Below are 13,052 nucleotides of genomic sequence, written 5' to 3' on the forward strand. Positions count from 1 at the left end.
GCCCTCACATAGGGGTGGGGCGCTGTTCGGCTATGCGGGCGAAGTCTTCGATGGGGAGTTGTTCGCCGCGTTGGGCGGGGTCCACGCCGGCCGCGCGGAGCGCCGTCTCGGCGGCGGCGGGCGTGCCGGCCCACGAGGCGAGGGCGGCCCGCAGGGTCTTGCGCCGCTGGGCGAAGGCCGCGTCGATGACCGCGAACACCTCCTCACGCGAGGCGGTGGTCGCGGGCGGCTCGCGGCGGGTGAGCGCCACCAACCCTGAGTCGACGTTCGGCACCGGCCAGAAGACCGTGCGGCCGACCGGCCCCGCGCGGCGCACGTCGGCGTACCAGGCCGCCTTGACCGACGGCACCCCGTACACCTTGGATCCCGGACCTGCGGCCATGCGGTCGGCGACCTCGCTCTGCACCATCACCAGGCCCTTGCGCAGCGACGGCAGCACCTCCAGCAGGTGGAGCACGACGGGCACCGCCACGTTGTACGGCAGGTTGGCCACCAGGGCGGTGGGCAGGGCGCCCAGCTGCCCGGGCAGGACGCGCATCGCGTCCGCCTGGACGACGGTCAGGCGACCGGCCAGCTCGGAGGCGCGCTCGGCGACGGTGATCGGGAGCTGAGCCGCGAGAACCGGGTCGATCTCCACGGCGACCACCTCGGCGGCCTCGGGCAGCAGGGCCAGGGTCAGCGACCCGAGCCCGGGCCCCACCTCGATCACGACGTCGTCGGAGGTGACCTCCGCCACTCTGACGATGCGCCGGACCGTGCCGCCGTCGATGACGAAGTTCTGCCCGAGCCGCTTTGTCGGACGAAGGTCGAGCTTGTGCGCCAAATTACGTATTTCGGACGGGCCCAGCAAACCCACAATTGAACTCCCCATCCATTCAGTGTCTCGCACCGAACACTCCCCAGAGCCGGCGGACGAACCGCTCGAATCGCCCTGCGAGCCGTAACCGATCTTCAAGCGGAAGGAAAGTGGGCATGGGTAGTGTGGCCACGCCAGGGAGCGAGGAGGCGTCGTCGATGGACCGTACAGGTGCGGACCCGCTCCTCCCTGCCGATCCCCCGAACATCGGGCCCTACCGGTTGCTCGGCCGCATCGGCCAGGGAGGTATGGGCACCGTCTATCTCGCCGAGGCGCCCACCGGGCGGCCCGTCGCGGTGAAGGTCGTCAAGGCCGAGTTCACCGTGGACGAGGGCTTCGCCGTCCGCTTCCACGCCGAGGTCACCAACGCCCGGCGCGTCGCGTCGTTCTGCACCGCCGAGGTGCTCGACAACGGCAACGCCGACGACGGCCGGCCGTACATGGTCACCGAGTACATCGCCGGGACGCCGCTGTCCAAGCAGATCTCCCGCTTCGGCGCGCTGGAGGCGGGCACCCTGCACGGTGTCGCCCTCGGCGTGGCCGCCGCGCTGGCCGCCATCCACGTCGCCGGGCTGGTCCACCGGGACCTCAAGCCGGCCAACGTCATCCTGTCGATGTCCGGCCCGCGAGTGATCGACTTCGGCATCGCCCGCGCCCTCGACGCCACCCAGGGGGTCACCCGCTCGGGCGAGCTGCTCGGCAGCCCCGGCTGGTGGGCGCCGGAGCAGGTGCGCGGCGAGGAGATCTCCCCGGCCGCCGACGTCTTCGCCTGGGGATGCCTGGTCGCCTACGCCGGCAACGGGCGGCACCCTTACGGGCGCGGCGACCTGATGACGCTCGCCTCCCGCGTGCTGGCCGGCCGGCCGGACCTCGGCACGCTGCCCGCTCCGCTGGACCGGCTCGTGCGGCAGGCCACCGATCCCGACCCGCGTCGCAGGCCCTCCGCCCAGGAGTTGCTGATCGCCCTGGTCGGCGGCGACCCGACCGGTGCCACGCCGCCGCCGGCCGCCGCGCGGGTCGTTCCCGTGGACCCGCCGACGCTCGTGGCCACCGAGATGCTGAACGAGTCGTGGGAACCCCCCGCCAACGTCGCCGCCGCCGAAGAGGCTCAGAGAGCCGAAGGCGCTCAAGGCGTCGAAGGCGCTCACGGCTCTTACAGCTCTCACGGCTCTCGCGGCTCACAAGGCTCCCAAGGGGCCACGGGGCCCTCCACCGGCGTGCCCTTTGTTCCTGCCACGCCCGCTGCCGGTAGGCCCTCCGCTGCATCCACATCCACCGCGGACGTCCCCTCCGGGGATGCCGGAGGAGGGACTTCGAGCGGGCTCGCCGCCGAGGGCATCGGGGACACCGACGACACCAACCCCGGCCTGTCGCTCCCCGGGCTCGCCCTGCCCCGGCACCTGTCCGCGCGCCCGGCGCCCGGCGCCGCCGGACCTTCCATCCCAGGACGCACCGCCACCTCCACAGCAGCAGCCGCGACACCCTCCGGGCCGGGAACCGGCACCCCCTCCACCCCGGGAACCCCCGCGCCGTCCAGCCTGGAAGCCGCGACGTCCGCCGCCTCGGGGACCACCGGGCCTCTCACGCCGGCAACCGCGACGTCCGCCGGTCCGGAGACCGCCGCCCCCTCCGCGTCCGGAGCCGCGGCGTCCGCCGTCCCGGGAACCGCCGTGCCGTCCGGTCCGGGGGGCGCCGCGTCCGCCGAGGCCGTCTCCTCGGCCGGCCGTGGCTTCGCCGCCGCATCGCAGGCCCCGACCGCCGCGGAGTTCCCCACGGACACCGCGATCGATCCCGGGGCCTTCCTGGCGGAGAGCGCGACCGCCGCCGCGGGGACGCGGACCGAGGACACGCGGCCGTCCTCGGGGGCGGACGGGGTCACCGTGCCGTCCTCGATCCCCGCGACCGGCGGCGAGCCGCGGCGCAGGTCGCTCGGCCGCAGGTGGCTGGTGCCGGCGCTGACGGTGCTCGGCGGGCTCCTGGTCACGGCGGGCGTGCTGGTCATGGTGCTGCCCGACCGCACCCCGGTGCGCGCCACCGGCGTGGCCGCCGTCACCGCCCCCACCCCCACACGTGAGACCGACGTCGGCCGCCGCTACGCGGCGAGCGAGACGCTCGACGGCCCGCAGTTCGTCATCCCGTCCAGGCCCCAGTGCGGCCTCACCTCCTACCAGGGCGCCACGCCCGATGAGGGCCGGTTCTGCGTGGTCAGGTGGACGCTGATCAACCCCGGCGGGGTCCCGGCGACGGTCTCGCCGACGCCGCCCGTGCTGGTGGACGACCGCGGCGCCGAGCACGAGCCGCTTACGACCGGCGCGGCCTCCTCGGGTTCCCCAGCGGTCCCCGCGAGCCTGCCGCCGGGCGGCAGGCTCGACGGCGTGCTCGTCTACGACCTGCCGCCGGCCCGGGGCCCGGCCACCCTGAAGGTGCCGATCTCCGACACGACCACGATCGAGGTGCGGCTGTGACCCTGCGCCCGCGGCGAGCATCGGCCGCCTTCACCGCCTCACCGGCCGACTCTCCCTCGGGCTCGCCCGGGACCTCGGGCTCGCCCCGGTCTTCAGGCTCGTCCGGTTCGCCGAACTCGCCCAGGGCCGCGAAGTCGTCCTGCTCGTCGGGTCCGTCCGGAACCTCGGGCCCGTCGGCCTCGTCCGGGTTATCGAGCCGATCTGATTCATCCGGGTCATCCCGCTTATCGGCCGTGCTGCTGGCGGCCGGGATGCTCGTCGTGTCGCTGGCCGTGCCGGGCGCCCAGCGTGCCGAGGCGGCGGCCGGCTGTGCGAAGGCGAGCGCCAACGACTTCGACGGGGACGGCCGCGACGACGTGGTGGCGGGCGATCCGCTGGCCGACGCGGCCGGCGTGCGCGGCGCCGGGGCGGTGCACGTGCTGCCGGTCGGCGGCGACGGCCCCGGCCGGGGTCTGGTGATCACCGCGCCCACGCCGCATCCCGGCGACGCGTTCGGCTGGACCGTCCGCACGACCCACTACGACGGTGACCGGTGCCTGGACGTCATCGTCGGCGCCCCCTACGCCGACAGCGGGGACGCCGCCGACGCCGGAGCGGTGTACGTGATCCGCGGCGGCGCCTACGAGGGGCGGGTGCCGGCCGGCGCGATCAGCGAGATCTCCGCCCCCAAGCCCGAGCGGGACGCCCACTTCGGCTGGTCGCTGGCCGCCGCCCGGTCCGCGGGCCGCCCGGCAGGCGTGATCGCCGTGGGGGCGCCGTACGAGGACGCCGACGGCACCGGCGACTCCGGCGCGATCTACCTGTACTGCGCCAAGCCCGTAGGGGGCGCCGAGCCCGCGCTGCGCATCACCCAGGAGTCCGAGGGCATCGTCGGCAACGGCGAGCAGGGCGACATGTACGGCTGGGCGCTGGTGTTCGGCCGGTTCGGCGGGCGCGACGACTCGGTGGACCTCGCGGTCGGCACCCCGTACGAGAACGACGACGGCGTCGGCAGGCAGGCGGGCGACTCCGGCAAGGCCGACACCGGAGCGGTCGAGATCATCTACGACGCCGCCGAGGCCGCGAAGGCGTACACCAGCGTCAAGTGGGGCATCCCGAACTCGGTCAAGGGCGTCACCGAGCACCCCGGCGACCGGTACGGGTACACCCTGGCCTACGCCGAGTCCGGCGGCCGGCCGTATCTGGCGGCCGGCGCGCCGCTCGCCGACCTGCCGGGGGCGACCGACGCCGGCCTGGTGCAGGTGTTCACCCTGGGCAAGGACGGCGCTCCCGTTCCCTCACGGACGATCCGGCTCGGCGGCGAGGGCCTGGCCGACCAGCCCCCGAAGGCCGGGGCGTCCCTCGGCTGGTCGCTGGCCATGGTCGGGTCCGCGACGTCGCTGCGGCTGGCGATCGGCGGCCCGTTCGACTCCGCCGGGGCACCGCAGGGCGGCGCGATCAGGCAGGTGCCGCTCGTCGGGGGCCCGGCGGGCGGGGCCGCGCAGGCGGGCCTGGCCCGGCCGTACGACCACCTCGGCGGGTCGATCGCCGCCTTCGGCGCGGCGGACTCCTTCGGCCCGGGCGCGGGGCTGCTGGCGGGGGTGCCGGACCGGCGCGACGCTCCCGGCGGGGCGGTGGCGGTGCTCCGCGACGGCGCCGCGGCCCGCCTGGTCGTCCCCGGACGCGACGCGGTGCCCGCCGTCCCCGGCGGAGCCTCCGTCGACTTCGGCGCCTCCGTCAGCGGCTGAGGACCGCGCGGCCACCGCGCCCCCCGAAGACGAGTGCCGCGTCCGGCGGAGCGACTTCGGCGCCTCCCTCAGCGGCTCTCGACCGCGCGGCCACCGCCCCCGAGTGCCGGTGTACGGCGACGGGGTCGTCAGCGGGTGAACAGCAGGGCGCCGCAGGCCGGCCATTGTGCGCGCCAGCGGCCGGCGACCCGTTGGTAGAGGAGTTGGGCGCGGTAGGTCTGCTCGTCCGCCGCCCAGTCGAGCGGGGTCCTCATCCCTCCGGCCGCCTGCCACATGGCCAGGCTGAGCTGGTACATCCCGAAGTACGGCCCGGCCGGGTCGAACGCCTTGGGGTTGGCGAGGGTCTGGCATCGCGCCAGCGCGGGCCAGTTGAGCGCGGCGACGGCGGGGCTGACCGCAACCGTGTGCGGCGGGGCGGCGGGCGCCGCCGGGATGATGCGGATCACCTCGCTGTCCTCGGGGAAGGCGTCCATCGGGGGACGCACCCGGTCGCCCCGAGCCAGGGTGATCTTCTGCTGGGCCAGCACGGCCCGCACCGTGCGCCGGGTGGTCACGGCGTCCAGCCGGACCCCGCCCCGGACGACCGTCACCCGGCGCCGCGTACGCACGTCGAGCGCGAAGCCCGAGATGGGGATCTGCCGCATCCGGGAGGCCGACAGGGTGGCCAGGCGGTCGTTCAGTTTGAGCTGCTGGAGCGCCTCGCCCACGTTGATGGCGGTCACGGTGTGCACGCTCCTCCTGCCGTCCACGGTGAGGCGGAGCGGGCGGGCGTGGCGCACGATGATGGACGAGCCGTCGGCGACCGGCGCGGCGGGCGGCGGGGACACCTCGTCCCCCGGGCCGACCCGCACCTTGACCGCGGCGAGGACGTCCCGCACGGTGGCGCCGAAGCTGCGGACGGTGGTCTCGCCGCCGTCCACGGCCAGCCGCACCTCTTTGGCGAGCACGTGGCCGGTCAGCAGGCCGAGCGAGACGCCCGCCACGACCGCGCCCACCGCCCATGCCCACACCGCCCACACCGCGCGGACGGCGCGGACGGCGCGGACGGCCGGTCGCGGACCGGAGTGCAGGCCGGGCGGACGAGGCCGGGACGTGCGGCGACGGCGGGCACGACGCGACCCCGCACGCCGCGCGCCCCGTCCAGGGGCCGGAGATGGATCCACAGCGCGTCCTTCAGGTAGACCGAAGACGGTGGGGGACCGGTGGGCCGCGCGGTCGGTCCCACCGAGGGCTGCCGACGCTAGCGCCGGGCCTCCCTCCTCCTCAACCGGTTCGCCGAAACCAATCCGTGACATTGACTCCGCTTGGGAGTACCGGACCGGATCAAAGGGACAAAGGGACGAACGGCTGCTCCGCCGCCACACCCCGGCCATGTGGCTGTTCCCCCGCCGCACCCCGGCCGTGATCGACCGGCCGGGACAGGGACGGCCAATGCGGAATCACCAGGCGCCGAAGACTCTCTCGCCGTTGGCGCTGATGGCGCGGGCCAGGTCGTCGACGGGCGTCCCCTTGACCTCGGCCAGGCAGCGGAGCGTGAGCGGGATCAGGTAGGGCGCGTTCGGCTTGCCGCGGTGCGGGGTGGGCGGCAGGTAGGGGGCGTCGGTCTCCACCAGCACGAGCTCAGGCGGCGCCACCCTGGCGGCCTCGCGGAGGTAGGCGGCGTTCTTGTAGGTCACCGGGCCGGAGAACGACATGACGTACCCCGCCTGGACGCACCGCCGGGCCATCTCGGCGTCCCCGGAGAAGCTGTGGAACACCACGACCTCGGGGGCGCCCTCCTCGGCGAGGACCCGCAGGACGTCGTCGTGGGCGTCCCTGTCGTGGATCACCAGCGCCTTGCCCGTGCGCTTGGCGATCTCGATGTGCGCGCGGAAGGACGCCTGCTGGTCGTCATGGGAGGCCCAGTCGCGGAAGTAGTCGAGCCCGGTCTCGCCCACGGCGCGGACCTGCGGCTCGCCGGCGAGCTTCTCGATCTCGGCGAGCACCTCGGGCGTGGCGGCGTGCGCCTCGTTGGGATGGATCGCCACGCCCGCGTAGACGTCGTCGTGCCGGCGCGCGGTCTCGGCGTTCCACCGCGAAGAGCGCAGGTCGTAGCCGATCGTCACCAGCCGGGTGACGCCGACCGCCCGCGCGTCGGCCAGGATGCGCTCGACCCCGCCGCTCGCCGCCTGGGCGGCCAGTGCCACCTGGTCGCCCGAGGACGCCTTGCGGTCGCCCACCATGATGTCCAGGTGGCAGTGGCTGTCGAAGACCTCCGCGCCGAGCGGCGACGGCGCGGGCGGGACCTCGGCCACCGGGCGCTCGCTCACTCGGCGGACGGGGAGTCGAGGCGGGCGAGCTCCTCCTCCACCACCTTGGGGTCGAGCTTGGCGAACAGCGGCGTGGGCGGTGCCAGCGGAACGCCCGGCCGCAGCGGCCTGGACTCCCAGGTGGCCGCGCCGTCGTACTCGCCGCCGATCACCGGGTAGTGGCGGCCGTCCTCTTCGTCGACCTCGCGGATCTGCGGCATGCCCGACCACACGCCCTCCCCGCCGAGCATGGCGTGCACCTTGTTCGACGAGCCGGGCAGGAACGGGGTGAGCAGGGTCTTGGCGTCGTCGACGACCTGGAGCGCGACGTGCAGGATGGACTTCACGCGCTCGGGGTCGTCCTTGAGCTTCCAGGGCTCCTGCTCGGCCAGGTAGCGGTTGGCGTCGCGGACGACGTCGAAGGCCTCGGTGACGGCGTTCTTGAACCGCGACCTGCCGAGTTCGGCGCCGACCGCGGGGAAGGCCGCGCGGCTGCGCTCGAGCAGCGTGCGGTCGGCGTCGGTCAGCTCGCCCGCCTCGGGCACCGCGCCGAAGTTCTTGGCCGCCATCGAGATCGAGCGGTTGACCAGGTTGCCCCAGGCGGCGACGAGCTCGCCGTTGTTGCGGTTCACGAACTCCGACCAGGTGAAGTCGGTGTCCTGGTTCTCCGGGCCGGCCACGGCGATGTAGTAGCGCAGCGCGTCGGCGTCGTAGCGCTGGAGGAAGTCGCGCACGTAGATGACGACCTGGCGGCTGGAGGAGAACTTGCGCCCCTCCATGGTCAGGAACTCGCTGGAGACCACCTCGGACGGCAGCGCGAGCTTGCCCAGGGACCCCGGCGTGCCGCCCCGCGCCCCTTCGCCGTTGTAGCCGAGCAGCATCGCCGGCCAGATCTCGGAGTGGAAGACGATGTTGTCCTTGCCCATGAAGTAGTACCCGCGGGCGTCGGGGTTCTGCCACCACTGCCGCCAGGCGTCGGGGTCGCCGGACCTGCGCGCCCACTCGATGGAGGCGCTGAGGTAGCCGATGACGGCGTCGAACCAGACGTACAGCCGCTTGTCGCCGCGGTCGCGCCAGCCGTCAAGCGGGATCGGCACGCCCCAGTCGAGGTCGCGGCTGATCGCGCGCGGCTGCAGGTCGCCGAGGAGGTTCAGCGAGAACTTCAGCACGTTGGGCCGCCACTCGCCCTGCTTCGACTGCAGCCACGTGCCCAGCGCCTCGGTGAAGGCGGGCAGGTCGAGCATGAAGTGCTCGGTCTCGATGAACTTCGGCGTCTCGCCGTTGACCTTGCTGCGCGGGTTGATCAGGTCGACCGGGTCGAGCTGGTTGCCGCAGTTGTCGCACTGGTCGCCGCGCGCCCCGTCGTACCCGCAGATGGGGCAGGTGCCCTCGATGTAGCGGTCGGGCAGCGTGCGGCCGGTGGACGGCGAGACCGCGCCCAGCGTGGTCTTGGGGAAGACGTAGCCGTTGTCGAACAGGCCCTTGAAGATCTCCTGCGCGACGGCGTAGTGGTTGCTGGTCGTGGTGCGGGTGAACAGGTCGTAGGACAGGCCGAGGGCCGTGAGGTCCTCGGCGATCACCCGGTTGTAGCGGTCGGCGAGCTCGCGGGCGGTGACGCCCTCCTTGTCGGCCTGCACCTGGATCGGCGTGCCGTGCTCGTCGGTGCCGCTCACCATCAGCACCTTGTTGCCCGCCATCCGCTGGTAGCGGCTGAAGACGTCGGACGGCACGCCGAACCCGGAGACGTGCCCGATGTGGCGGGGGCCGTTTGCGTACGGCCACGCGACGGCGGTCAAGATGTGCTGGGACATGGCACAAGCCTAGATGCCCCGGCGGAACGTCTCGAACCGTTTACCCCTACCCGCGCGAAGAGCCGCCTGACACCCTGTCAGACGGCTCTGGGCGGAAGGAAGGATCAGGCGGCCGGGGTGCTCTCGCGCTTGACGGCCTCGGCGGCCTCCTCGGCGGCGGAGGCGGCGACGTCGGCCAGGGTCTCCTTGGTGCGGCGGATGCCGAGGATGCTGATGAACAGCGACGCGAAGATCGTCTGGAAGCTCATGATGAGGGCGGTCGCCGACGGGACGACCAGGCGCAGCGACTCGGCGGGGATCAGCGGCCCGAAGTTGCGCACCTGCCAGTGGGCCAGCGAGGCGACCATGCCGGCCAGGCCCGCGAGGGCGAGCAGGCCGCCCGCCACCAGGCCCTTCTCCAGCGTCACGACGTCGACCAGCCGCTTGATGCGGCGGTCTTCGGGCAGGAAGCCCTCCTCGGCGGCGTACACCTTGGTGAACAGCGCGAACAGCACCGCCTGGAAGCCGATGACCACCCCCGCCGACGCACCGACCAGGGTGTCGACGTCGAAGGCGAGCTTGCCGATGTAGACCGGGCCGAAGGTGAGCGCCGCGCCCGCCGCCAGGCCGAGGACCATCAGCACCATGCCGGGGATCAGGAACAGCCAGCGCGGGCTGTACAGCAGCAGGAAGCGCAGGTGGCGCCAGCCGTCGCGCCAGGAGCGCAGGTGCGGCGGGCGGGTGCGGCCGTCGGGGCTGAGCGTCGTCGGCACCTCGCGCACGTCCAGGCCCTGGAGCGTGGCCTTGACGACCATCTCGCTGGCGAACTCCATGCCGCCGGTCTGCAAGCCGAGGTTGAGGATGGACTCCCGGCGGAACCCGCGCAGGCCGCAGTGGAAGTCGCGGATGGCGCTGGGGAAGAACAGGCGGCCGATGAACGACAGCACCGGGTTGCCCAGGTAGCGGTGCAGCGGCGGCATGGCGCCCGGGGCGATGCCGCCGCGGAAGCGGTTGCCCATCACCAGGTCGGCGCCGGAGCGCAGCTCCTGCACGAAGGGCGCCAAGGCGGTGAAGTCGTAGGAGTCGTCGGCGTCCCCCATGATCACATAACGGCCGCGCGCGGCGCGGATGCCGCCCATCAGGGCGTTGCCGTAGCCCTTCGCGTCCACGTGGACCACGCGGGCCCCGGCGTCGCGGGCGAGCTGCTGGGACCCGTCGGTGCTGCCGTTGTCGGCGATCACCACCTCGCCCTCGATGCCCTGCTCCGCCATGCAGGCCAGCGCCTTACGGACACACGTTTCGACGGTCTCCGCCTCGTTCAGGCATGGCATGACCACGGTCAGTTCCACGTCGAAACCCCTCGTTCGCGCCTCGATCATCGTCTGCGTAGTTCAACCATGATGCCCTCTGCCCCCCGGTGCTCGGGTCAAGACGTCGAAAGGGCTGGCATCCTGTAAACCATGGTGACCGTTGCCGACCCGGCACAGGCCGGCCTGCCCACGCCGCGCAGGGGTGCGCGACTCTGGGAGTTCGTCAGGACGCGGCGGCTGTTCGTGATCGCCGTCGTGCTCGGCGCGGTCCTGCGGGTGATCGCGATGCTCGGCTACCGGCCGGCGATGTGGTTCAACGACTCCTACGAGTACGTCTCGGTCGCTCTGCACCCCCGCCCGCACCCCATTCGTCCGGACGGGTACGGATTCTGGCTGCTGATCCTCAAGCCGTTCCACAGCTTCGCGCTGGTGGTCTTTACCCAGCACCTCATGGGGCTGGCGACGGCGGTGCTGGTCTATGCGCTTCTCAGGCGCAAATTTGGGCTGCCCGACTGGGGGGCGACCCTGGCCACCGTGCCGGTGCTGTTCGACGCCTACCAGATCCAGCTCGAACAGATGATCATGTCGGACACCATGTTCACGCTGCTCATCGTGGGCGTGGTCACGCTGGTCCTGTGGCACAGGCGGCTGTCGTGGAAGGCGGGGGCCGCCGTCGGGCTGCTGCTGGCTCTGACGGCGCTGACGCGCAGCATCGGCCTGCCCATTCTCGCCGTCGTCGTGGTCTTCCTGCTGGTCAAGCGCACCCACTGGAAACCCGTGGTCGCCGTCGTGGCCGCCTGCGCGGTGCCGGTGGTCGCGTACATGGGGTGGTTCTCGGCGGTCAACGGCCAGTTCGCGATGACACAGAGCGACGGGCTGATCCTCTACATGCGCACCGCCAAGTTCGCCGACTGCAGGAAGATGCAGATCGACGTCCAGCGCGAGCAGAACCTCATCCCCCTGTGCATCAACCCCAACGTCGAACGCAGCAAGTTCTCCCAGCTCTACCTCTGGTACAGCGGCTGGGGCGAGGTCCTGCACCGCTACGGCGCCGACAAGTTCGACCGGTCGCTGAACGACGCGGCGGGCACGTTCGCCAAGCGGGCGATCCTCGCCCAGCCCGGCGACTATCTGGCGGCCGTCACCGGCGACCTGCTGCGCAGCTTCCGCTGGGACCGGCCGGTCTTCCCCGACCCCAACACCTGGAACCAGTACCAGTTCGACGGCAAGGGCGTGAACCGGCACGACACCACGCGGCTGCTGACCTCGCTCCCCCACTGGCCGAGCTACCTGGGCTGGACCGACCGCGACATGGTCGCCTACGAGCAGGGCAGGGCCAGCACCCGGGTGTACTGGCCGTGGGCGACGGTCATGGAGCGCTACCAGCGCGTTGCCGCCATGCCCGGTCTCGGGCTAGGACTGGCGATGCTGGTGGGCGCGGCCGGGGCGGTCGTGCGCTGGCGCCGGCTGGGCGGGCCCGGGCTGCTGCCGCTGGTGGCGGCGGCGGCCCTGGTGGTCGCGCCGGCGGCCACCGCCGAGTTCGACTACCGCTACCTGCTGCCCGCCGCGCCGCTGGCCTTCCTGTCGGCCGCCATCGCCGTCCGGCACGGCCTGTGGCCCGCGCGCCGCGGGGAGCCGGCGCCGCCCGCCGAGACGCGGCTAGATCCAGCTGGGTAGGAGCATGCGCCGGTACCAGTCGTCGTAGGGGATGAGCTCGGCGGTCAGCGCGGGGTGCAGCCAGGCGAAGTTGGCGATGCTCAGCAGCACGAACGCCCCGGTCACCGCCGCCCCGACGGCCCTGCGGGAGCCCGTGACGCGGGAGGGGCCGATGAGCAGCCCGGCCGCGAGCGTCAGCGCCAGGATCATGAACGGCAGCACGGGCGCCATGTAGAACAGGAACATGGTGCGGTGGTCGGCGATGGCGTAGTAGACCCACGGCAGCCAGCCGACGCCGTAGGCCAGCAGCACCGCGCCGGCCCGCCAGTCGCGGGTGGCCACGTACCAGGCGATCAGCGCGATCAACGCCACCAGCGCGCCGTACCAGATGACCGGCGTGCCCACCCCGAGCGTCGCCTGCGAGCAGCTGGCCGCGCCGCATCCCTTGGGGCTCTGGTAGTAGAAGGCGACCGGGCGCAGCAGCAGCGGCCACTGCCAGGGCCACGACTGGTAGGGATGGGTCTGCTCCAGGCCTGTGTGGAAGGTGAGCACCTGGAGCTGGTAGTCGATCCACGACCGCGCCGAGCTGAACACCCAGTAGACCCAGCCGCTGGAGGTCGCCTGGGCCCAGTTGCGGCCGTAGCCGTAGGCGGTGGCGAACCAGCCCGTCCAGGACACCGTGTACGTCAGCGCCGGTACGGCGGCGACCGCGACCAGCGAGGTGGGCACATCGTGGCGGAACATGCCGGAGAACGGGCGGCGCAGCCCGACCGCCCGGCGGGCTCCGGCGTCCCACACCAGGCTCATGATCGCGAAGGCGATCAGGAAGAAGATGCCGCTCCATTTCGTGGCGCAGGCAGCGCCGAGACACGCCCCGGCCGCGATCCGCCAAGGTCGCATGCCCAGCCACGGTCCGCTGTCACTCAGCGGCGAACTCTCGTACCATCCCACCAGGCGTTC

At 72.8% G+C, this 13,052-nt stretch carries 8 protein-coding genes and 1 pseudogene; 3 read left to right on the plus strand and 6 right to left on the minus strand.

Annotated elements, in window-relative coordinates; translation table 11 throughout:
- Positions 1-4: 4 nt before the first annotated feature.
- Positions 5-871, minus strand: a complete 867-nt coding sequence (rsmA, locus tag ABZU32_RS31090; RefSeq protein WP_354927597.1) for a 16S rRNA (adenine(1518)-N(6)/adenine(1519)-N(6))-dimethyltransferase RsmA — start codon at positions 869-871, stop codon at positions 5-7.
- Between the two features lie 101 nt (positions 872-972).
- On the opposite strand from rsmA, the gene ABZU32_RS31095 reads away from it, so the two are divergent.
- Together ABZU32_RS31095 and ABZU32_RS31100 are read left to right on the plus strand one after the other, a co-directional pair.
- Positions 973-3,321 carry a protein kinase gene (locus ABZU32_RS31095; protein ID WP_354927599.1) on the plus strand — a complete coding sequence of 783 codons (2,349 nt, stop codon included), beginning with the start codon at positions 973-975 and terminating at the stop codon, positions 3,319-3,321.
- Between the two features lie 233 nt (positions 3,322-3,554).
- Positions 3,555-5,048, plus strand: coding sequence for an integrin alpha (locus ABZU32_RS31100; RefSeq protein ID WP_354927601.1), 1,494 nt, complete (start codon positions 3,555-3,557; stop codon positions 5,046-5,048).
- 128 nt (positions 5,049-5,176) lie between these two features.
- Here ABZU32_RS31100 and ABZU32_RS31105 read toward each other — a convergent pair whose 3' ends face one another.
- From ABZU32_RS31105 to ABZU32_RS31120, 4 genes are all read right to left on the minus strand, one after another.
- Entirely contained in the window at positions 5,177-6,211 is a 1,035-nt protein-coding gene (locus ABZU32_RS31105; protein ID WP_354927603.1) for a ubiquitin-like domain-containing protein, read from the minus strand.
- A gap of 276 nt (positions 6,212-6,487) precedes the next feature.
- The gene (locus ABZU32_RS31110) at positions 6,488-7,357 is read right to left on the minus strand and encodes a TatD family hydrolase (RefSeq protein WP_354927605.1); all 870 of its coding nucleotides are present in this window, start codon (positions 7,355-7,357) and stop codon (positions 6,488-6,490) included.
- Entirely contained in the window at positions 7,354-9,147 is a 1,794-nt protein-coding gene (gene metG, locus ABZU32_RS31115) for a methionine--tRNA ligase (protein ID WP_354927607.1), read from the minus strand. Before metG ends, ABZU32_RS31110 begins: the two co-directional genes overlap by 4 nt.
- Before the next feature lie 104 nt (positions 9,148-9,251).
- Positions 9,252-10,475 (minus strand): glycosyltransferase family 2 protein, encoded by a 1,224-nt coding sequence (locus tag ABZU32_RS31120; protein ID WP_354927609.1) that lies wholly within the window; start codon positions 10,473-10,475, stop codon positions 9,252-9,254.
- 111 nt (positions 10,476-10,586) lie between these two features.
- Between ABZU32_RS31120 and ABZU32_RS31125 the strand changes: the two genes are divergently transcribed.
- Positions 10,587-12,113 (plus strand): hypothetical protein, encoded by a 1,527-nt coding sequence (locus tag ABZU32_RS31125; RefSeq protein ID WP_354927611.1) that lies wholly within the window; start codon positions 10,587-10,589, stop codon positions 12,111-12,113.
- Here the strand turns inward: ABZU32_RS31125 and ABZU32_RS31130 are convergent.
- Positions 12,096-13,052: pseudogene (locus ABZU32_RS31130) on the minus strand (phospholipid carrier-dependent glycosyltransferase); the annotation flags it as partial. The gene ABZU32_RS31125 and the pseudogene ABZU32_RS31130 overlap by 18 nt on opposite strands.

It is taken from the genome of Sphaerisporangium sp. NPDC005288 (assembly GCF_040607475.1).
Taxonomy (GTDB): Bacteria; Actinomycetota; Actinomycetes; order Streptosporangiales; family Streptosporangiaceae; genus Sphaerisporangium; species Sphaerisporangium rhizosphaerae.